The sequence below is a fragment of the Amycolatopsis sp. cg13 genome (assembly GCF_041346965.1).
GTDB lineage: Bacteria > Actinomycetota > Actinomycetes > Mycobacteriales > Pseudonocardiaceae > Amycolatopsis.
Map to the genome: position 1 here is coordinate 781,717 of NZ_CP166848.1, position 19,270 is coordinate 800,986.

A 19,270-nucleotide genomic window follows, 5' to 3' on the forward strand; every position below is an offset into this window, starting at 1 on the left:
GACTTTCGAGCGGGTGTCGTGCGTGGCAATCCCGGTTAGAACCGGGATTGCCACTCACGACACGGTGGGGGAGGGGATCAGGCGATGGCGCGTCCCGCGTAGTCCGGGACCGGGGCGAGGTGCGTGTCGAGCGCGGTGGCCACCTCGGCGGGGAACGGCGTCGCGCGGCCCCCGGATACGTGCAGGCACAACAGCTCTTCGGTGGCGACGAGTTCGCCGCCGACCCGCATCTCGTGGCAGAGCCGCACCTTTTTCGCGCCGACTGACAGCACGGAGGTCGTCACTTCAAGCTCGGCGTCCGCGCCGACTTCGCGCAGGTACCGCACGTGAGCCTCCACTGTGTACAGCGACGCCCCGGTTCTCTCGCGGTAGCCGGGACCGAGGCCGACGATGTCCATCAGCGCGGTGGTCGCGTCGCCGAAGACGAGCACGTAATACGGCTCGGAGAGGTGGCCGTTGTAGTCGATCCACTCTGGACGGACCCGGTCGCGGTACTCAGCCACGACGGGCCTGCCCGACCGCGCGCTGGATCGCGATGACCGCCCGGTCGCGTTCGGCGATCAGGTCGGCGATCGTGCGCCCGTCCGCCTCGTCGTCGCAGCCGGCGACCACGGCGTCGCGCAGGTCTTTGGTGAGTTCCGGCGCTTCGAGGCGGGTCCACGGCGACTTCAGCGACGGTCCGAAGTGGTCGAGCATGTGCGCCATGCCGCCTTCGCCGCCCGCCAAGTGGAACGTCAGCATCGGGCCCTGGATCGGCCAGCGCAGGCCAGGCCCGTCGGTGATCGCGAGGTCGATCTGCTCGACGGTCGCCTCGCCGTTCGCGACCATGTGCAGGGCTTCCCGCCACAGCGCTTCCTGGAGCCGGTTCGCGATGAACCCGGGCACCTCGCGGTCCATGGTGATCACGGACTTGCCGACGCGCCGATAGAACTCGGCGGCCTGCTCGACCGCCCACGGCGCGCTGAGCTTCCCGCCCGCGACCTCGACCAGCGGGATCAGGTACGGCGGGTTGAACGGATGCCCGACCACGAGCCGTTCCGGCGTCTTCGCGGCGACCTGCATTTCGGTCATGCCGTAGCCGGAGGTGGACGAGGCGATCACGACGTCCGGCGCGGTGACGGCGTCGATGTCGGCGAGCAGTTTCTGCTTGAGCGCCAAGTCTTCCGGCGCGCTTTCCTGCACGAAGCCCACGCCTTCGACGGCCTCCGCGAGTGTCGCGGTGACGGTGAGCCGGTCTCGGCTCGCGCCTGGCTTGAGGCCCAGTTCGGTGAGCGCGGGCCACGCCGCGTTGACGAGCCGTTCGAGCTTCTCCGCGGCGTCCGGCGCTGGATCCCAGGCCCGGACGTCGAAGCCCTGGGCGAGGAAGTGCGCGACCCAGCCGCCGCCGATGACTCCGGCTCCGATGCAGGCGACAGTGTCCACAGTGGTCTCAGGCATTCACGCGCTCCTTCAGCCCGAGGATTTCCCGCGCCCGGTCCGGGCTGGCGATGTCCGCGCCGAGCTTCTGGACGATGTCGACCGCGCGTTCCACGAGCTGGCCGTTGGTGGCCTTGACGCCGCGCGCCAGGTAGAGGTTGTCCTCCAGCCCGACCCGGACGTGCCCGCCCAGCAGCACCGACTGCGCGACCCACGGCATCTGGTCGCGGCCGATGGCGAACGACGCCCACTGCGCGCCTTCCGGCAGCAGGTGCACCATCGCCTGCAGCAGCCCGGGATCCGGCGGAGCGCCGTACGGGATTCCCATGCACAGCTGGAAAAGCGGCGGCGGGTCGATCAGGCCTTCGGAGACCATTTTCGTGGCGAACCAGAGGTTGCCGGTGTCGAAGATCTCCAGTTCGGGCTTCACGCCCAGCTCCTGGATCCGCTTCGCGCCGGTGCGCAGCATGTCCGGAGTGGACACGTAAAGCTGGTTGCCCTCGCCGAAGTTGAGCGAACCGCAGTCGAGCGTGCAGATGTCCGGCAGGAGTTCCTCGACGTGCGGGAGCCGGTCGTGCGCGTTGACGAGGTCGGTGCCGTCGACCGGCTTGAGCGGGTCCTCGGCGTCGATGACGAGGTCGCCGCCCATCCCCGCGGTGAGGTTGACGACGACGTCCACACCGGACTCTTTGACCAGCCGCACCGCCTCGCGATACAGCGCGACGTCCCGCGACGGGGCTCCGGTTTCGGGTTCGCGCACGTGGATGTGGACCACGGCCGCGCCGGCGTCGGCGGCCTCGATGGCGCTCTCGGCGATCTGCGCCGGGCTGACCGGGACGTGCGGGCTCCGGCGGGTGGTGTCCCCCGCGCCGGTGAGCGCGCAGGTGACGATGACCTCGTGGTTCATCAGGCTCCTTGGACGATCGAGCGGTCGATGAAGTCGTGCAGGTGCGCGCGCATCGCGCCCACCGTGCTGCCGGGCCGTCCGGTCAGCACCTGGATGCCGAGGCCGTCGATCAGCGCGGTGAGCTGCGCGGTGGCGGCCTCGGGGTCGGCCAGGCGGAACACGCCCTGCTCCTGGCCGGTGCGGATGGTCATGAGAATGGTCTGGTACCAGCGGTCGTAGGAATCGGTGTAGAGCGAACGCAGCCGCGGGTCGAGCGCGACCTCGTTCCAGACCTGCAGCCACACCGACCATTCGGCGCGCAGCAGGCCCTCGGTGGGCAATTGGAGTTCGACCAGCTTGAGCAGCCGGTCGTGCGCGCCGGGCACCGCGTGGAGCTCGGCGACCTGCCGGTCGAAGGCGAGCTTTACGTTGCGCCGCAACGCTTCGTCGAGAACTTCGGTCTTGGTGGGGAAGTGGTAGTGGATGGCCGCGGTGCTGGTGCCGCACGCTTGGGCGATGTCGGCGATGCGCACCCGGTGATAGCCGCGTTCGGCGATGAGCTGCCAGGCGGTTTCGAGGATCCGCCGCCTTGGCTCGGAGTGGGCCAGGTCGTCCGGGTCGCTCGCGGTACCGGCCGCGGGGGCTGGGACGGCGGTGACGGTTTTGGCGTCGTCGCTGCCGTTGAGCAGCCAATTCACGGTTACGCCGGAGTATTCGGCCACGCGGACGAGTTCGTGCGGGGAGAACCGGCGGGAGCCGTTGAGGGCCTTGGAGAGTTTGGTCTGGTCCAGGCCGATAGCGGAGGCGAACTCCCGTTGGGGGACGGGCATGGACTGGATCAGCTGGCGCACTCGTTCTCTCAGCCGGTCTGTTTCGTCCATGGCCGGAGACGGTAACTCCGCGTTGCGAAAATCGCAACTCTGGTGGGGTTTGACACGTAACGGTGTGAAAGAACGGCTGTGTGCCAAGGAGTTGCGATCTTGGGTTGACTGGCGGATCAGTCGGTGCGGGGTGTGGTGGCGGGGTGATTCGGGCGGCTCGTCGCCTGGCGGCGACATTGCGCCCGGTGGTTGCGTGGGGCACCCCGAAGCTTGAGTGTGCTGACGGTTCGGGGGTGCTTGTCAAGGCGGGAAAGATGCCTTGACAAGCACCCCCGAACCGCAGAGAAGGCTTCGTATCGGGGTGCGGGGGAGGGGCTGGGTGCCTCGATCGTGGGGTGCGTCGGTGCGGTGGGTGGCGTGGGGCTAGCGCCCCGATGTGGCGTTGGGTGCGTCAGATGCAACGAATGCCACATTGGGTGCGTGGAATGCACCCAATGCCACGTGGGGCGCATCCGGCGGCAGGCGAAGGCGGTCTGTGGAGGACTCCTTGAGGGAATCTGATTCCGTGAGGGGGTCCTTGAGGGAATGCGGGTCGTGAGGGGAACCCTGAGGGAATCAGAGTCTGTGAGGGGAACGCTCACAGACTGCGGTTCGGCGCGCCCGGTGTTGGTTCCACTCGCCGGGACGACGGCGTGCTCTCGCTGCGGATGATAGGAATGGCCGGTGACCCAACCGAACTTGATCGACGCCGCCGCGGACGAGGCTGTCACGCTTACCAGCGAGCTGATCCGCATCGACACCACCAACACCGGCGACCCCGAAACCCTCGTGGGGGAGCGCGTCGCGGCTGAGTACGTCGCGGAGAAGCTGACCGACGCCGGGTACGAGATCACCTACGTCGAGTCCGGCGGCAAGGACCGGCACAACGTCATCGTGCGGCTGCCAGGGGCCGATCCGAGCAGGGGCGCACTGCTGATCCACGGCCACCTCGACGTCGTCCCGGCGGATCCGGCCGAGTGGTCGGTGCACCCGTTCTCGGGGGCGGTCCAGGACGGGTACGTGTGGGGGCGCGGCGCGGTCGACATGAAGGACATGGTCGGCATGACGCTGGCCCTGGCCCGGCACTACAAGATCAACAATATCGTGCCGCCGCGCGACCTCGTGTTCCTGTTCGTCGCCGACGAAGAAGCGGGCGGCAAGTTCGGGGCGCAGTGGCTTGTCGAGCACCGGCCGGAGTTGTTCGAGGGCGTTACCGAGGCGATCAGCGAGGTCGGCGGCTTCTCGATCACCTTGAAGGACAACGTCCGCGCGTACGTGATCGAGACGGCCGAGAAGGGCATCCGCTGGATGAAGCTGCGCGTGCGCGGCACGGCGGGCCACGGGTCGATGATCCATCGCGACAACGCGGTCACCAAGCTGGCCGAGGCCGTGGCGAAGCTGGGGCAGCACCAGTTCCCGTTGGTGCTGACCGATTCCGTGCGCGAGTTCCTCGCCGGGGTCACCGAGATCACCGGCTGGGATTTTCCGGAGGACGATCTTGAGGGCGCGGTCGCGAAGCTGGGCAACATCTCCCGGATGATCGGCGCGACGCTGCGCGACACCGCGAATCCGACGATGCTCACCGCCGGTTACAAGTCGAACGTGATTCCGTCGGTGGCCGAAGCTGCCGTCGACTGCCGCATCCTGCCCGGGCGGCTCGAGGCGTTCGACCGCGAGCTGGACGAGCTGCTGGGGCCGGACATCGAGAAGGAGTGGATGGAGCTGCCGCCGGTCGAGACGACGTTCGACGGGGCGCTCGTCGACGCCATGACCGCCGCGGTGCTCGCCGAGGACCCGGGCGCGCGCACCCTGCCGTACATGCTCTCCGGCGGCACCGACGCGAAGTCCTTCCAGCAGCTCGGCATCCGCAACTTCGGCTTCGCGCCGCTGAAACTGCCCGCCGACCTCGACTTCTCCGGGCTCTTCCACGGGGTCGACGAGCGCGTCCCGGTCGACGCGCTCAAGTTCGGCGTCCGCGTGCTGGACCGGTTCCTCCGCTCGTCCTGATGCCCGGGTTCCGGCTCGCCGACGGCACGCCCCTGCACCTCGTGCGCAGGGGCGATCCGGCGGCGGCCGTGACGGTCGTGCTGCTGCACGGCTACGCGCTCGACCAGCGCAGCTGGGGCCGGATCGCGCCGGTGCTGCCGGACGCGGTCGAGCATCCGCTCGCGGTGGTCAGCTACGACCACCGCGGGCACGGCGAATCCGGCCGGGCCGCGCGGGGCACCGCGACGATGGGCCAGCTCGCCGACGACCTCGCCGAGGTGATCGAGCAGGCTGTCCCGCACGGCCGCGTAGTGCTCGTCGGGCACGACATGGGCGGGCTCGCCGTGATGTCGCTGACCCAGCGGCATCCGGAGCTGTTCGCCGCGCGCGCCGGCGGGCTGGTGCTGCTGTCGACGTCGTCGGGACGGATCGCCACCGAGGCGTCCGCGGCCTGGCCCAACGCGCTCGGGAAAGTCGCGCAGGACCTGGAAATGGTGCTGGGCGCGAAGCTGTACGGGCTGGTCCGCGAGCACACCAGCCGCGCGGTGAGCGCCGGGCTGCGCTGGTGGCTGTTCGGCGACGATCCCGACCCGGACCTGGTCGAGCTCACCGTCAAGATGATCCGCGGCAACTGGCCGCACACCATCTCGCAGTTCCGGCCCGCGCTCGACGCCTACGCGCGCGAGGCCGCGTTGACGCTGGCCGGAGACCTGCCCGTGACGGCGATCGTGGGGGAGCGGGACCGGATCGTCGCGCCCGCCGACGTCGAGCAGTTCGTGCACGGGCTCGCCCAGGGATACGCCGTGGTGCTGCCCGGCGTGGGGCACGTCGTCCCGCTGGAGGCCGCCGCGCAGGTGGTCCCGCGGATCGCGTCCGTCGTCAATGAGGTCCACCGACAACAAAATCTGTCTTGACAAGCTGAGTGTTCTGACGCGACGATGGGACGCATGTTTCCCGTTGCGGTGATCGAGGACGCGGCCGCGGCCGAGGTGTCGCTGGACCCGGTCCGCGCCCGGCTGCTGGCCGAACTGGCGCAGCCGGCCTCGGCGACGATGCTGGCCGCCCGCGTCGACCTGCCGAGGCAGAAAGTGAACTACCACCTGCGCGCGCTGGAAAAGCACGGGCTCGTGGAGCTGGTCGAAGAGCGGCGCAAAGGCAACGTCACCGAGCGGATGATGCAGGCGACCGCGTCGTCGTACGTGATCTCGCCGTCCGCGCTCGCCGCCGTGCAGCCCGATCCGGCGCAGTCTCCGGACCGGCTGTCCGCGCGCTGGCTGCTGGCGGTCGCGGGACGGCTGGTGCGCGACGTCGGGATCCTCATTACCGGTGCGGCGAAAGCGAAAAAGCGCGTCGCCACCTTCGCGCTCGACGGCGAGGTCCGGTTCGCTTCGGCGGCCGACCGCGCCGCGTTCGCGGAGGAACTGGCGACCGCGGTGACCACGCTGGTGGGGAAGTACCACGACGAAAAAGCCGAGAACGGCCGCGCGCACCGCGTGGTGCTGGCGGTGCACCCGAGCGTGCCGATGGGGGAGGAAAACGAGCATGGGTAAGGAATTCCGGGAGATCGACGTCGCCGAGGTCCCGGTCGAGCCGGAGCAGGTCTGGGCGGCGATCGCGACCGGGCCGGGCATCGACTCCTGGTTCATGGGCCGCAACGAGGTCGAAGGCGGAGTGGGCGGCGCGGTGCGCGGAGCGTTCGCCGCCTACGAGCCGACGCACGCGATCACCGCGTGGGACCCGCCCCGCCGCCTGGCCTACGGCGGCGAACCGGAGCCGGACGGACGGCGGATCGCGTACGAATTCCTCGTCGAGGGCCGGGACGGCGGCAGCTCGGTGATCCGCTGCGTCACGAGCGGCTTCCTGCCCGGCGACGACTGGGCGGACGAGTTCGAGGCCATGCAGGCGGGCGGCGCGCTGTTCTTCCGCAACCTGGTGGAGTTCGTGCGGTACTTCCCCGGCCGGACGGCGAAGCCGGTCACCGCGTTCGGTTCGACGGTGATCGCGGACTGGCCTGCGCTGTGGGCCGCGCTGGCGAGGGAATTGGGCGTCGAAGAGCTGACTGTCGGCGCGAAAGTCCGGCTCGCCAGGTCGGATGGTGTGCTGTATGCGGCGAACGGCCAGACCGTCGGGATCCGTACCGACGAGGGACTTTTCTGCTTCATGCAAGGCTTCCGCGGCCCGCTGGTGGCGACGCACCACATCGTCGCGTCGGACGTCGATGTGGCTGCGGAGGAAGCGAAGTGGGCGGAGTGGATGGCCGCGCTCGGCTGAGCCTTGTCGAAAACCGGGACCGCCCGTTCGTCATCCGGTCGAGAGTGTTTTCCGACCAGGAGGAGAAACCGTGCAGTACGCGATGCTGATCTGCGGCGACGACCGCGAATGGGCCGCTTTGTCCCCGGCGGACGAGGAGGACGCGATGAAGCAGATCTACGCGTGGTTCGAACGCTGGCAGCCGGCAAGGTCGGTACCGGCATCGAACTGCAGCCCCGCGAGACGGCGAAGACAGTGCGGGCCGGGGCGAACGGACAACCGCTGATCACCGACGGGCCGTACGTGGAGCTCAAGGAGATCGTCGGTTCGGTGATCCTGCTGGAGTGCGGAGACATCGACGAGGCGGTCGAGGTCGCCGCGAGCTGGCCGCTGGGTCCGGGGGCGAGCGCGGTGGAGGTCCGGCCGGTGATGAGCCGCGAAGAGGAGTGAGTCGCCGGCCGCCCGGAGCGCCATGATTCCCGGCTGACGGCGAGAAGCTCGTCCCGGCAAACCCAGCGGGCGCCGGTGAGCGGCGGTTACTCGCCCGCGTAGCTGCTGAAGGTCCAGACCTGGCCCTCGGGATCGGCGCACGAGTACTCGCGGACTCCGGCCGGGGAATCGTGCACCGGGTTGAGGATCCGCGCGCCGGCGGCCTCGGCCCGGGCCTGGTGGCGGTCGAGCGTGCTGTCCGGCACCCATACGCACAACGCGTGACTGGTGCCGCCCAGCACGAGCGGGCTGTGCATGCCGTACTGGTCGGCCTCGTGGTCCCGGCTGAGGAAGATGAGGCTCGCGCCCGCGCGGACCTGGGCGTGCTCGACGCCGTTCGCTCCGTCGACCACGAAATGCGACTCGAATCCGAACGCCTCGACGAGGAATTCGAGCGCCGCTTTCGGATCCGTGTAGGTGAGGTTGGGGTACACGGTTTGCGGCGGCGGAGTGTCGGCCATGCGGGTCAGGCTACCGCGCGAACTCGGCTATCCGGCGCGTCATCAGCTCGCGCTCGGCCGGATTCGAAGCCAGCTCCAGTGCTCGTTCCGCCGACACGAGCGCGTCGTCCGGCCGACCGAGCGCGGCCAGCAAATCGGCGCGGGCCGCGTGCCACAGGTGATAGCCGGACAGGGCTTGCTCGAGCGCGTCGACCTCGTCGAGCGCCGGGCCTGGGCCGACGGCGTACCGCGTGGCCACGGCTCGGTTCAGCAGTACCACCGGCGAGGGATCCAGCGCGTGAAGCCGGTCGTACATCGCGCGTACGCCGGCCCAATCGGTGTCCGCGAAACTCCTTGCGACAGCGTGGATCGCGGCGATGCCGGCCCGGGTTTGATAAGGCCCGGGCCGGCCGAGCCGCACCGCCTCGCGCAACCGGAGCAGTGCCCGCTGAATCGCCGGACCGTCCCACAATCGCCGATCCTGCTGTTCCAGCACCACGATCCGGTCCTGCGCGTCGAACCGCGCCGCGACGCGCGCCTGCTGCAACTCCAGCAACGCGGCCAGCCCGGCGGCTTCCGGTTCGCGAGGCAGCGCATTGGCGAGCTGCCGAGCCAACTCGACGCCCTCGCGCGCCAATTCCCGCCGCTGCGCCGAATCCCCGCTGGCCAGATAACCCTCGTTGAACACCAAATAGAGCACGGCGAGCACGGCCGGCAGCCGGTCGGCGTATTCGTGCGGCCGCGGCGGTTCGAATCCGATGCCGCGTTCCCGCAACAGCCGCTTGGCTCGCGAAAGCCGTTGCGCCATCGTCGGCACCGGCACCAGAAAGGCGGCGGCGATCTCGGCGGTGGTCAACCCGCCGGCGGCGTACAGCGTCAGCGCGACCTGTGCCGGTTCCGGCAAATCCGGGTGGCAGCACGCGAAAATCATCGCGAGCCGGTCGTCGACCCCCGGCTCCGGCGGCGGTTCCGCCGCTGCCCGAACGGCTTTCTCCCGCCCGGCCGCGTCCCGGCGAAGCCGGTCGATCGCCTTGCGCCAGCCGGTGGTGACCAGCCAACCGGCGGGACTGGACGGCACTCCCTCGCCAGGCCACCGCTTGAGAGCTTCGGCGATCGCTTCCGACAGGGCTTCCTCGGCTCGGTCGAAGTCGCCGAGCCGGCGGCTGAGCGCTCCCAGCATGCTGGGAGCGTCCGTGCGCCAGATCCGCTCCGTCAGTTCGGCGACGTCGTTCACGGGGGCTCAGGCGCGGACGTACCGCAGCAAGGCGACGCCGCTCTCGAACGTCCGGCTGTCGGCGAGCCGATAGCTGTCCACCGAGAACCCGGCGTCGAACAGGGGCGCGCCGGAGCCGAGGACCACCGGGTACAGCTTGAGGTGCAGCTCGTCCACTTCGTCGCGCAGCGCCCCGGCCAGCGCGCCGCCGCCGACGAGCCAGATGTCCTTGCCGTCTTCCTTCTTCAGCTCGCGGATCTTCTCCGCCGGGTCGGTGTTGACCACCTGCACGGCCGGGCCGGGTGCTTCGGTCATGGTGCGGGAGAAGACGTAGTGCCGCAGATGCGTGTACGCGTCCGGAACGCCGAGGTCTACGCCCATCTGGTAGGAGACGCGGCCTTCGACGACCGTGTCGAAATGCCGGTGCGGGACGTCCTCGATGCCGAGCACGGACCGCAGATGGGTCGGCACCATCTCCGGATACTCGCGCAGCAGCGGCTCGGCGTGGTCGCCCTCGAACTGGAAGACCGAGCCGGTCGGGTCCTCCCGGGTCGGCGCGGCGATGAAGCCGTCGAGCGTGGACGCGACGAGATAGACCAATTTGCGCATAACGGACAGTTAATCAGGTCAGGTGGCGAGACCCGTCGAGTGGTCGGCCGCCGTGCGCTTCCGCCGCAGCCACACTCTCCGCGTGCCGTCCGCGTACAACCGCACCGTGCGCAGCTCCCACCCCGCGAACTCGGCGTGAATCGAAAGCTGGATCATCGCCGCGCGCCGGGACACCGCCGGGGGGAGGCGCAGGCGGCGATACTCCCAATCCCCTTCGACCACCGCCTCGTCGACTGTCGTCATGGCTGGATCACCTGGGTCCCTTCTCCAGCGGCCGAGCCGACGAACACGCGGCCGCTCTGGTCGTCGACGCCCACCGTGTCCGGCTGGCGCACGGTCGGGAATCGGTATTTCTCGACGGGCTCTCCGCCGCGGACGTCGTAGCCGACGACCTCGTTGCGGGCGGTCAGGGTGATCCACGCCAGGCTGCGTTTCGCGTCGTAGGCGATGCCGTACGCGCCGCCCGGGACCGGGTAGCGCTGGCGGAGGATCAGGGGGTTGGTGGAGAACGCGAGCAGTGCGCCCGCGCGTGCGTCGGTGACCAGCACACGGCCGTAGGAATCAGCGACCGCGTTGGCCGCGCCGTCGCCCGCGCGGAGGCCTTCGTCCATGGTTCCGGCTTGGACGTCCACGCTGAACACGGCGGTGCGCAGCCGGTCGAGGACGACGACGCCGTTGCCGGTGTTCACCACGTCGTCGGCGCTGTACAGCTGGCCGGTGATCGTTTTCGCCACCGTGCCGTTCGCCAGCACTTCGACGGCCTTGCGGTCGCGGACCGCGACGAGCGTGTCCGGTCCGTCGGCGGTCCCGGCGGCGGGCTGTCCGGCGACCTTCTCGGCGGTCAGCTGCCCGCTCGGCAGCGCGACGCGGGCGAGCACGCCCTTGCCCGGGACCCCGGCGAGCGCCTGGCCGCCGGACACGCTGAGCGATTCCGCCGGACCGGGCAGTGCGACGGTCTTCTTCGGCGCGCCGAGCGAGCCGAGATCGTAAAGCCGCAGCTCAGGCGGCTGAGAGAGGGCCACGACGAGGGTGTGGCTCTGCTGGTCGGTCGCGATCGCGGACACCACCGGCATCGGCAGCACCTGCCCGGCCGGCGGGACCGCGCGGGCGGGGGAGACGGCCGGTTTCGCGGCCGTCGGATTGGCCACGACCTGGAGATTGTCCTTCGGTTCGGCCGAGGACGAGCAGGCGGACAGCGCGAGCGCACCGGCCAGCGGGATCGCGATCCGCGACGCGGCGGTGAGCCGACGCACCTTGAAACCTCCAGCAAAGTTCCGGCGAACAGGTCCCTTCAGCATCCTCTCCGAACGCCGAACCGTCACGCCCGTGTCACCGACCCGACACCTACGGCTCACCGGGTGCCCCGCTCCGGATAGCCGAAGTCGACGCTGCTGACGTCGTCCAGAGCGCTGCGGATCGCCGGGGGAAGCGTCAGGTCCTCGGCCGCGAGAGAGCCGGTGAGCTGGCCGGTGTCGCGCGCTCCGACGACCGGCGCGGCGACGCCGGGCCGGTCCCGGACCCAGGCGAGCGCCACCGCGAGCGGCGACGTGCCGAGTCCTTCGGCGGCGGTCACGACAGCCTGCACGATCCGCGCGGCCCGTTCGGTGCGGTGGTGTTCGACGTATCCGGCGTACTCCTCGGACGCTCCGCGCGAGTCGGCGGGCGTTCCGGTGCGGTACTTCCCGGTGAGGACGCCGCGGCCGAGCGGAGCCCACGGCAGCAGGCCGATCCCGTGATGCGCGGCGGCCGGGACGACTTCGCGTTCAATGCCGCGTTCCAGCAACGAGTACTCGAACTGCCCGGACACGAACGGCACTGTGGCGAGCGAAGCGGCGGTGGCGAGCTGCCAGCCCGCGTAGTTGGACACGCCCACGTACCGGACCTTGCCGCTCGTCACCGCGTAATCGAGGGCGGACAGCGTTTCCTCGATCGGCACGCAGGAATCCCACGCGTGCAGCTGCCACAGGTCGATGTGGTCGGTGCGAAGCCGCCGCAGCGAGCCTTCGAGCGCGGACAGCAGCGCGCCGCGCGAGGCCCCGCCGCCGAACGGGCCGTCCCCGCGCCGGGCGACAGTCTTGGTGGCCAGCACGATGTCCTCGCGCGGGACCAGGTCCGACAGCAGTTCGCCGAGCATCCGCTCGGCCTCGCCGCCGGCGTACAGGTCGGCGGTGTCCACGAGCGTGCCGCCCGCGTCGACGAACGCGACCAGCTGGCTGGCCGCCTCGTCCGGATCGGTGTCGCCGCCCCAGGTCATGGTGCCGAGGGCCATCCGCGATATCCGCAGTCCCGACCGGCCGAGCTGTCGCTTTTCCACGACGGTCGAGCCTAGTGGGCGCACCCCCCGCGACCGGACGAAGGTGACCCCGTGTCGGGCCGAATGCCGGAATGATTCCCTCGCGACGGCGCCAGCAGGTACGTGAGGGGAACCCAGCCTCCGACGTCCGCAGCACCTGGTGCGGACCGGCGCCCTCCCGGGAACCCTCAGGAACCACCCGATAGGTTCCCGACCGTGCGAATCGGACTGCGCCCCGAGCGGGCGGGCGAACCGGCGGGAGCGGCCTGATGGGATGGTTCGAGGCCCTGGTGCTGGGGCTGGTGCAGGGGCTCACGGAGTTCCTGCCGATCTCCTCGAGCGCGCACGTGCGGATCGTCGCCGCGCTGTCGGGCTGGGGCGATCCGGGCGCGGCGTTCACCGCGGTGACCCAGATCGGCACCGAGCTGGCGGTGATCCTCTACTTCGGACCGAAGATCGGCCGGATCCTGCGCGCCTGGTTCTTTTCGCTCTACCGCCCGGACTGGCGGCGCGACCCGGACGCGCGGCTGGGCTGGCTGATCATCGTCGGCTCGCTGCCGATCGTCGTGCTCGGCCTGCTCCTGCAGGACGAGATCGACCGCGCGTTCCGCGACCTGCGGATCACCGCGACCACGCTGATCGTGTTCGGCCTGATTCTGCTGTGGGCCGACCGCACCGCGAAGCAGCAGCGGACGCTGGACCACCTGAACGTGCCGCACGGCCTGGCGTACGGCTTCGCGCAGGCGCTCGCGCTGATCCCGGGCGTCTCGCGCTCGGGCGGCACGACGAGCGCCGGTCTGCTGATGGGCTACACGCGTTCGGAAGCCGCGGAGTACTCGTTCCTGCTCGCGGTGCCCGCGGTGTTCGGTTCGGGGCTGTACAAGCTCACCGACATCGGCAAGAACGGCGAGAACGCGCAGTGGGGGCCGACGATTCTGGCCACGCTGGTCGCGTTCGGCGTCGGCTACCTGGTGATCGCCTGGCTGATGGCCTACATCAAGAAGCGCAGCTTCGTGCCGTTCGTGATCTACCGCGTCGTGCTCGGCGTCGTGCTGTTCGGCCTGGTCTTCGGCGGTGTGCTCGACCCGAACGCGGGACCCGCGGGCGGCTGACCGGGCGGATCACCGGTTAGGGTGGCGTCGTGAGTACGGTCATCTTGCTCCGGCACGGGAAGTCCACGGCCAACGGCTCGGGCGTCCTCGCCGGGCGCACCCCGAAGGTCGGGCTGGACGACACCGGCCGGGCGCAGGCCGCCGCCCTCGTCGAGCGCTTCGCCGGGGTGCCGGTCGCCGAGCTGGTGGTGTCTCCGATGCTGCGCTGCAAGCAGACCGTCGCGCCGCTGGCCGCCGCGCAGGGCCTGGAGAAGGTCGTCGAGCCGCGGCTGTCCGAAGTGGACTACGGCGAGTGGACCGGCCGGGAACTCAAGAACCTGGTGAAGGAACCGCTGTGGCGCGTGGTGCAGGCGCACCCGTCGGCGGCGGTCTTCCCCGGCGGGGAAGGGCTCGCCGAAATGCAGGCGCGCGCGGTGGCCGCGATCCGCGCGCACGACGCCCGGATCACCGCCGAGCAAGGCGACCACGCGGTGTGGGTCGTATGCAGCCACGGCGATGTGATCAAGTCGATCCTCGCCGACGCGCTGGGCCAGCATCTCGACGCCTTCCAGCGGATCGTCGTGGACCCGGCCGCGGTGTCGGTCGTCCGCTACACCGAAACGCGGCCGTTCGTGCTCCGGGTGAACGAACACGGCGGCGATCTGGCCGGGATCGTGCCGCCGCCGCCCAAGAAACGCGGCCGCGCCAAGAAGGGTTCCAGCGACGCCGTCGTCGGCGGAAGCACGGGCCGCTGACGATCGACAGTCCTTCCGTCGGATGCCAGACCCCGTAGGGTGGGCGGAACCACGTGGAGAACCCTGTGGAGAACCAGGAGCGCAAACCCGAATGATTTCCCCGGACAACCCGTTCGCCGTCCCCAGCGACCTGCCGTACGAGCTGCCGCCGTTCGACCGGATCGCCGACGAGCACTACCGGCCCGCCTTCGAGGCCGGTCTCGCCGAGCACGCCGCCGACGTGGAGCGGATCGCCGACGACCCGGCCGAGCCGACCTTCGAGAACACCATCGCGGCGCTGGAGCGGGCCGGGGCGCTGCTGACGCGGGTGTCCGGCACGTTCTTCAACATCTCGGGCTCGAACGCGACCGACGAGGTCCAGGAGATCCAGGCCGAGCTCGCGCCGAAGCTGGCCGCGCACGCGGACGCGATCCACCTGAACCCGCGCCTGTTCGCCCGCATCGATGCGCTGTACCAGAAGCGCGCGGAGCTGGGCCTGAGCACGGAAGCGCTGCGCCTGCTGGAGCGTCGCTACACCGACTTCAGCCGGGCCGGAGCCGGGCTTCCCGAGGCGGACCAGGCGAAGCTGCGCGCGCTGAACGAGCAGCTTTCGACGCTGCAGACCCGTTTTTCGCAGAACCTGTTGCGGGACACCAACGAACTCGCCGTCGTGCTCGACAACGCCGCGGAGCTGGCCGGTCTGGGCGAAAGCGCGATCGCGGCGGCGGCGCAGACAGCGGCCGAGCGCGGTCTCGAGGGCAAGTACGTGCTGACCCTGACGCTGCCCACCGCGCAGGCAGCCGTGGCATCGCTGGAGAACCGCTCGGTGCGCGAGCGCGTTTTCACCGCTTCGGTGTCGCGCGGCAACCGCGGAAACGACTATGACAACAACGCGATCGTCGAGGAGATCACGCGGCTGCGGGCCGAGCGGGCCGCGCTGCTGGGCTACCCGAACCACGCGGCGTACGTGATTGCGGACGAGACAGCCAAGACCGTCGAGGCCGCCGGCGGGCTGCTGGAGCGGCTCGCGCCGGTGGCGGTCGCGAACGCGCGCACCGAGGCCGCGGAGCTGCAGAAGCTGCTGGAAGCCGACGTGCCCGGCGCGACGCTGCAGCCGTGGGACTGGGCGTTCTACGCGTCGAAGGTGGAGCGCGAGCGGTTCCAGCTGGACACCGCGGCGCTGCGGCCGTACTTCGAGCTGGACCGGGTGCTGCACGACGGCGTGTTCGTGGCCGCGAACCGGTTGTACGGCTTGACTTTCACCGAGCGGAACGACCTGCCGAAGTACCACCCGCAGGTGCGGATCTTCGAGGTCTTCGACGCCGACGGCAGCGGGCTCGGCCTGTTCCTGATGGACTACTACACGCGCGACTCCAAACGCGGCGGCGCGTGGATGAACAACTTCGTGGACCAGTCGCGGCTGCTCGGGCGGCGCACGGTCGTGGTCAACGTGCTGAACGTGACCAAGCCGCGCGAGGGGGAGCCGACGCTGCTCTCGCTCGACGAGGTGCGCACCGCGTTCCACGAGTTCGGGCACGCGCTGCACTCGCTGCTGTCCGGCGTCGAGTTCCCGACCTTCACCGGCACCAACGTGCCGCGCGACTTCGTCGAGTACCCGTCGCAGGTCAACGAGATGTGGATGCTGTGGCCGGAAATCCTGGCCAACTACGCCAAGCACCACGAGACGGGGGAGCCGCTGCCCGCCGGGCAGGTCGAGCTGCTGGAGGCCGCGCAGCAGTACGGCGAGGGCTTCCGCACGACCGAGTACCTCGCCGCCGCGCTGCTCGACCTCGCGTGGCACCGCCTCGGCCCGGACGACCGGGTGGAGGACGTGCAGCGGTTCGAGGCCGAAGCGCTGGAAAAGGCTGGCGTGGCACTGGAAAGCGTTCCGCCGCGCTACCGGACGACGTACTTCAACCACGTCTTCTCCGGCGGCTACAGCGCCGGGTACTACTCCTACATCTGGAGCGAGGTGCTCGACGCGGACACCGTCGAGTGGTTCACCGAAAACGGCGGCCTGAAGCGGGAAAACGGCGACCATTTCCGGTCGACCCTGCTGGGCCTCGGCGGCAGCGTCGACCCGATGGAGGCGTTCGCGACCTTCCGCGGCCGCGCGCCGGAAATCGAGCCGCTGCTGAAGCGCCGGGGTCTTGCCGGCGCGTAAGCTGGGTGTATAACAACCTATACGGCGGGGCTGGGGCGACCTGCCCCGCCGTTGGCGTTTCGGCTCGAAAACCTCAGCCGACGGCGATGTTCGGCAGCCAGAGCGCGAGCAGCACCGCGAACGTGGCCATGCTCGCGCCGAAGGCGATCGGCTTGGAGTGCCGGATCGGCCAGGTGCGCGGGCCGACTCCCACGAGGAACGAGATTCCCCCGGCGATCAACGCCGGGGGAAAGAGCGCGTCTGCCCGGGTGTCGGCATGCGTCGCGCCGCTCAGGGTGATCATCGTGACCACGACGGCCATCGCCACGCCGAATGCGGTCGCGATCGTCCCGGCAATGATTCGCGGCCGGTCCGCTTGCTGGCGCGGCGGCACAGGTCCCGGATCGACCGGCTGCTGAACGGTCTCGACCCGGGTTTCGCGTCGCGGCGAGTTCGCCGCGACGGCCAGTTCCCGTGCCTCGGCGAAGGACGGACGGGCGGCCGGATCTTTCGCCAGCAACCGGACGATGAGTTCGGTCAGCACACCCGCGCGCCGGGGCGGCGGGGGCTCGCGGAAGAGAATCGCGGCCATCGTCGCCTTGGCGGTGTCGCGCGCGAACGGGGAGACGCCCTCGACGGCGTGATAGAGGGTGGCCCCGAGCGAGAACAGGTCGCTGACCGCGCCGCGGCCGTGGCCTTCGAGCCGTTCCGGGGCGGTGTATTCGACCGAGCCGATGAACATGCCGGTGGAGGTCAGCTGGGTGTCGGCGTCGTGGGTGGCGATCCCGAAATCGGTCAGCAGCACGTGGCCGGTCCCGGTCAGCAGGACGTTCCCGGGTTTGACGTCCCGGTGCGCGATGTCCGCGTCGTGCGCGGCGGCGAGCGCGTCCACCAGTGCCGCCGCGATCGGTGCCGCCTGTGCGGGGGAGAGCGGGCCGTCGGCGAGGCGGGCGGCCAAGGTCTGGCCGTCGACCAGGCGCATCACGATCCACGGGACGCCGTCTTCGACCACGACGTCGTGCACGGCCACGATGTTCGGATGGTCGCGCAGCCGGGCCGCGTGCCTGGCCTCCCGCTCGGCCCGCTTGAGCCGGTCGGCCTGTTCGGCGTCGCTGGACGACGGCGGCAGCCGCATCTCCTTGATCGCGACTTCCACGGCGAGGGTTTCGTCGTAAGCCCGCCACACCCGCCCGAAACCGCCGGACCCGAGTTCGCTGATCAGCCGGTAACGGCCGCCGATCATCGCGTCCGGTCGCCCCTCCGCCATCCCCACCGTCCCTGCGCGCTCGCGGTCGTCAGCTTCGCCAGCGTAGGGAACGACGCCGAGTTCCGCCGTTGAACGGCCGGTTCCGGCCGCCCGTGCCTTCGCGAAACCGGCTCTTCGTCGGATCCGCTGACACCCGGACCCGGGATTCGGCGGATCCGACGAAGCCGGGGAGGGGGTGCATGACCACACAATGCGGCGTCGCCGAATCAAGGAGGATCCGACGGTGAGCATTGGCAGTTCCGCCCCGGTCGTGCGGCGGACCGAACGGACCACGTTGGCGCTGCTGGTCGGCGTCTTCATCATCGACTACATCGACCGCGTCATGATCGCGGTCGCGCTGCCGCTGATCGGCGCCGAGTTCGGGCTTTCCAAGACCACGCAGGGGCTGGTCGTGTCCGCGTTCGCGATCGCCTACCTGGTCGGGCAGATGCCCGGCGGGCTGCTCGCGGACCGAGCAGGCGCGCGTCCGTTGCTGGTGATTTCCCTGGTGGCGTGGTCGGTGTTCACCGCCGCCACCGGGTTCGCGCCCGGATTGGTCGTGCTGCTCGTGCTGCGCGCGGCGTTCGGGTTCGCGCAGGCGTTGTTCCCCGGTGCGGCGTTCAAGGCGCTCGCTGAACGGACGACACAGGAAGGCCGCAGCCGCGGCGCGGGGCTGCTGCTGGCGTCCAACTCGGTCGGCGCCGGGCTCGGGCCGCTGCTGGTCGCGCCGCTCGTGGTCGCCGCAGGATGGCGGCATACGTTCTGGATCGTCGCGGTGGCCGGGCTGGTCGTCGGGTTGTTGCTGTGGCGGTTGCTCCCGGCTCCGCTGCCGCGGGAGCTGACCGAACCCGAGGCGCGCGTCGCCCCGGTGAAGGTGCCGGTGTCGCAGGTGCTGCGGAACCGGCTGGTGATCCGCTGCGCGGCGATGTTCGCCTGCTTCAACATGCTCGCCTACGGGATGATCACCTGGGTTCCGTCCTACCTGGTCGAGACGAAGGGCCTGTCGCTGGTCGCGGCCGGAATCTCGGCGGCGATCCCGCAACTGGTCAGCGCGGCGGCGGTGCTGCTGGGCGGCTGGCTGATGAGCCGGTACTTCGACCACCGGCCGCGCTGGCTCGTGGTGCCCGCGCTCGTCGCCGCGGCCGGAGTGCTCGTCGCGATGCTGCTGTCGGATTCGGCGACCGGGTTCACCGTGCTGCAGACCGTCGCGATGTTCATCAGCGGCCTCGCTTCGATCGGCATCGTCGGCCTGCCGTTGCGCGTGCTGCCGCGCGACCTGGTCGGCGCGGGGATGGGCCTGGTCAACACCGGCGGCCAGCTCGCCGGCGTGCTCGCGCCGCTGGTGATGGGCTGGCTCGCGGACCGGTTCGGGTTCGCCGCGGCGTTCGGCTTCCTGGCGGTGTCGACGCTGGCCGCGGCCTTGATTTCGCTGACCACGCGGTCGACGACGCTTTCGCTCGGCGCGCCTGCTCCGGCACGGGAACAGGTCGGCTGATCCACTGCGGCCTGGTGGTCCGCGCCGGACCACCAGGCCCCGGTGGCGCCCGACGATCCGACCCGGCCGTTCGGCCGCATTAGTGGTCTAGACCTTGACGGGTGACTGGTCCAGTCCAA

Annotated in this window: 20 protein-coding genes; 9 read left to right on the forward strand and 11 right to left on the reverse strand. The window is 70.2% G+C overall.

Going from position 1 to position 19,270, the window contains the following annotated elements; genetic code table 11:
- Positions 1-77: 77 nt before the first annotated feature.
- From AB5I40_RS03290 to AB5I40_RS03305, 4 genes are read right to left on the reverse strand one after another with little or no spacing between them, the layout of a single operon-like run.
- A complete protein-coding gene (locus tag AB5I40_RS03290) occupies positions 78-503 on the reverse strand; it encodes a thioesterase family protein (RefSeq protein ID WP_370936927.1) in 426 nt (141 codons plus the stop codon).
- Positions 496-1,437: a 3-hydroxyacyl-CoA dehydrogenase NAD-binding domain-containing protein gene (locus AB5I40_RS03295; RefSeq protein WP_370936928.1), complete on the reverse strand. Its 942-nt coding sequence runs from the start codon at positions 1,435-1,437 to the stop codon at positions 496-498. The genes AB5I40_RS03290 and AB5I40_RS03295 overlap by 8 nt, the downstream gene beginning before the upstream one ends.
- Entirely contained in the window at positions 1,430-2,323 is an 894-nt protein-coding gene (locus AB5I40_RS03300; RefSeq protein WP_370936929.1) for a 3-keto-5-aminohexanoate cleavage protein, read from the reverse strand. Before AB5I40_RS03300 ends, AB5I40_RS03295 begins: the two co-directional genes overlap by 8 nt.
- A complete protein-coding gene (locus AB5I40_RS03305) occupies positions 2,323-3,183 on the reverse strand; it encodes a TetR/AcrR family transcriptional regulator (protein WP_370936930.1) in 861 nt (286 codons plus the stop codon). The genes AB5I40_RS03300 and AB5I40_RS03305 overlap by 1 nt, the downstream gene beginning before the upstream one ends.
- Positions 3,184-3,846: 663 nt before the next feature.
- On the opposite strand from AB5I40_RS03305, the gene AB5I40_RS03310 reads away from it, so the two are divergent.
- The 5 genes from AB5I40_RS03310 to AB5I40_RS03330 all read left to right on the forward strand — a co-directional run bounded on the left by AB5I40_RS03310 (position 3,847) and on the right by AB5I40_RS03330 (position 7,848).
- Positions 3,847-5,169 carry a M20/M25/M40 family metallo-hydrolase gene (locus AB5I40_RS03310; RefSeq protein ID WP_354751235.1) on the forward strand — a complete coding sequence of 441 codons (1,323 nt, stop codon included), beginning with the start codon at positions 3,847-3,849 and terminating at the stop codon, positions 5,167-5,169.
- Positions 5,169-6,062: an alpha/beta fold hydrolase gene (locus AB5I40_RS03315; RefSeq protein ID WP_370936931.1), complete on the forward strand. Its 894-nt coding sequence runs from the start codon at positions 5,169-5,171 to the stop codon at positions 6,060-6,062. Before AB5I40_RS03310 ends, AB5I40_RS03315 begins: the two co-directional genes overlap by 1 nt.
- A gap of 33 nt (positions 6,063-6,095) precedes the next feature.
- A complete protein-coding gene (locus AB5I40_RS03320) occupies positions 6,096-6,698 on the forward strand; it encodes a winged helix-turn-helix domain-containing protein (protein WP_370936932.1) in 603 nt (200 codons plus the stop codon).
- Complete coding sequence (locus AB5I40_RS03325; protein WP_370936933.1) at positions 6,691-7,419, forward strand: SRPBCC family protein; 729 nt, start codon at positions 6,691-6,693, stop codon at positions 7,417-7,419. The genes AB5I40_RS03320 and AB5I40_RS03325 overlap by 8 nt, the downstream gene beginning before the upstream one ends.
- Before the next feature lie 162 nt (positions 7,420-7,581).
- The gene (locus tag AB5I40_RS03330) at positions 7,582-7,848 is read left to right on the forward strand and encodes a YciI family protein (RefSeq protein WP_370936934.1); all 267 of its coding nucleotides are present in this window, start codon (positions 7,582-7,584) and stop codon (positions 7,846-7,848) included.
- An 86-nt stretch (positions 7,849-7,934) separates the two neighbouring features.
- On the opposite strand, the gene AB5I40_RS03335 is transcribed toward AB5I40_RS03330, so the two are convergent.
- The 6 genes from AB5I40_RS03335 to AB5I40_RS03360 all read right to left on the reverse strand — a co-directional run bounded on the left by AB5I40_RS03335 (position 7,935) and on the right by AB5I40_RS03360 (position 12,463).
- Positions 7,935-8,348 (reverse strand): VOC family protein, encoded by a 414-nt coding sequence (locus AB5I40_RS03335; RefSeq protein WP_370936935.1) that lies wholly within the window; start codon positions 8,346-8,348, stop codon positions 7,935-7,937.
- Between the two features lie 10 nt (positions 8,349-8,358).
- Complete coding sequence (locus AB5I40_RS03340; RefSeq protein WP_370936936.1) at positions 8,359-9,561, reverse strand: RNA polymerase sigma factor; 1,203 nt, start codon at positions 9,559-9,561, stop codon at positions 8,359-8,361.
- Positions 9,562-9,567: 6 nt separating this feature from the next.
- Positions 9,568-10,149, reverse strand: a complete 582-nt coding sequence (locus AB5I40_RS03345) for a dihydrofolate reductase family protein (protein ID WP_370936937.1) — start codon at positions 10,147-10,149, stop codon at positions 9,568-9,570.
- An 18-nt stretch (positions 10,150-10,167) separates the two neighbouring features.
- Positions 10,168-10,392: a DUF5703 family protein gene (locus AB5I40_RS03350; protein WP_344275483.1), complete on the reverse strand. Its 225-nt coding sequence runs from the start codon at positions 10,390-10,392 to the stop codon at positions 10,168-10,170.
- Positions 10,389-11,402: a hypothetical protein gene (locus AB5I40_RS03355; protein WP_354751230.1), complete on the reverse strand. Its 1,014-nt coding sequence runs from the start codon at positions 11,400-11,402 to the stop codon at positions 10,389-10,391. The genes AB5I40_RS03350 and AB5I40_RS03355 overlap by 4 nt, the downstream gene beginning before the upstream one ends.
- A 98-nt stretch (positions 11,403-11,500) precedes the next feature.
- Positions 11,501-12,463, reverse strand: coding sequence for an aldo/keto reductase (locus tag AB5I40_RS03360; protein WP_370936938.1), 963 nt, complete (start codon positions 12,461-12,463; stop codon positions 11,501-11,503).
- A 248-nt stretch (positions 12,464-12,711) separates the two neighbouring features.
- On the opposite strand from AB5I40_RS03360, the gene AB5I40_RS03365 reads away from it, so the two are divergent.
- The 3 genes from AB5I40_RS03365 to AB5I40_RS03375 all read left to right on the forward strand — a co-directional run bounded on the left by AB5I40_RS03365 (position 12,712) and on the right by AB5I40_RS03375 (position 16,431).
- Positions 12,712-13,554: an undecaprenyl-diphosphate phosphatase gene (locus AB5I40_RS03365; RefSeq protein ID WP_370936939.1), complete on the forward strand. Its 843-nt coding sequence runs from the start codon at positions 12,712-12,714 to the stop codon at positions 13,552-13,554.
- 29 nt (positions 13,555-13,583) lie between these two features.
- On the forward strand, positions 13,584-14,288 hold the full coding sequence (locus AB5I40_RS03370) for a histidine phosphatase family protein (protein WP_370936940.1): 705 nt from the start codon (positions 13,584-13,586) through the stop codon (positions 14,286-14,288).
- 91 nt (positions 14,289-14,379) lie between these two features.
- The gene (locus AB5I40_RS03375; RefSeq protein WP_370936941.1) at positions 14,380-16,431 is read left to right on the forward strand and encodes a M3 family metallopeptidase; all 2,052 of its coding nucleotides are present in this window, start codon (positions 14,380-14,382) and stop codon (positions 16,429-16,431) included.
- Between the two features lie 73 nt (positions 16,432-16,504).
- Here AB5I40_RS03375 and AB5I40_RS03380 read toward each other — a convergent pair whose 3' ends face one another.
- Positions 16,505-17,677 (reverse strand): serine/threonine-protein kinase, encoded by a 1,173-nt coding sequence (locus tag AB5I40_RS03380; protein ID WP_370936942.1) that lies wholly within the window; start codon positions 17,675-17,677, stop codon positions 16,505-16,507.
- Between the two features lie 223 nt (positions 17,678-17,900).
- Here AB5I40_RS03380 and AB5I40_RS03385 point away from each other — a divergent pair, with 223 nt between their 5' ends.
- Positions 17,901-19,151, forward strand: a complete 1,251-nt coding sequence (locus AB5I40_RS03385) for an MFS transporter (RefSeq protein WP_370936943.1) — start codon at positions 17,901-17,903, stop codon at positions 19,149-19,151.
- Positions 19,152-19,270: the final 119 nt, after the last annotated feature.

Excerpts from the sequence above, each read along its gene's own strand:
- AB5I40_RS03325 (WP_370936933.1), top strand. The coding sequence starts at position 6,691 with ATGGGTAAGGAATTCCGGGAGATCGACGTCGCCGAGGTCCCGGTCGAG.
- AB5I40_RS03300 (WP_370936929.1), bottom strand. The coding sequence starts at position 2,323 with ATGAACCACGAGGTCATCGTCACCTGCGCGCTCACCGGCGCGGGGGAC.
- AB5I40_RS03345 (WP_370936937.1), bottom strand. The coding sequence starts at position 10,149 with ATGCGCAAATTGGTCTATCTCGTCGCGTCCACGCTCGACGGCTTCATC.
- AB5I40_RS03305 (WP_370936930.1), bottom strand. The coding sequence starts at position 3,183 with ATGGACGAAACAGACCGGCTGAGAGAACGAGTGCGCCAGCTGATCCAG.
- AB5I40_RS03350 (WP_344275483.1), bottom strand. The coding sequence starts at position 10,392 with ATGACGACAGTCGACGAGGCGGTGGTCGAAGGGGATTGGGAGTATCGC.
- AB5I40_RS03375 (WP_370936941.1), top strand. The coding sequence starts at position 14,380 with ATGATTTCCCCGGACAACCCGTTCGCCGTCCCCAGCGACCTGCCGTAC.
- AB5I40_RS03295 (WP_370936928.1), bottom strand. The coding sequence starts at position 1,437 with ATGCCTGAGACCACTGTGGACACTGTCGCCTGCATCGGAGCCGGAGTC.
- AB5I40_RS03335 (WP_370936935.1), bottom strand. The coding sequence starts at position 8,348 with ATGGCCGACACTCCGCCGCCGCAAACCGTGTACCCCAACCTCACCTAC.
- AB5I40_RS03365 (WP_370936939.1), top strand. The coding sequence starts at position 12,712 with ATGGGATGGTTCGAGGCCCTGGTGCTGGGGCTGGTGCAGGGGCTCACG.
- AB5I40_RS03320 (WP_370936932.1), top strand. The coding sequence starts at position 6,096 with ATGTTTCCCGTTGCGGTGATCGAGGACGCGGCCGCGGCCGAGGTGTCG.
- AB5I40_RS03315 (WP_370936931.1), top strand. The coding sequence starts at position 5,169 with ATGCCCGGGTTCCGGCTCGCCGACGGCACGCCCCTGCACCTCGTGCGC.
- AB5I40_RS03380 (WP_370936942.1), bottom strand. The coding sequence starts at position 17,677 with ATGGCGGAGGGGCGACCGGACGCGATGATCGGCGGCCGTTACCGGCTG.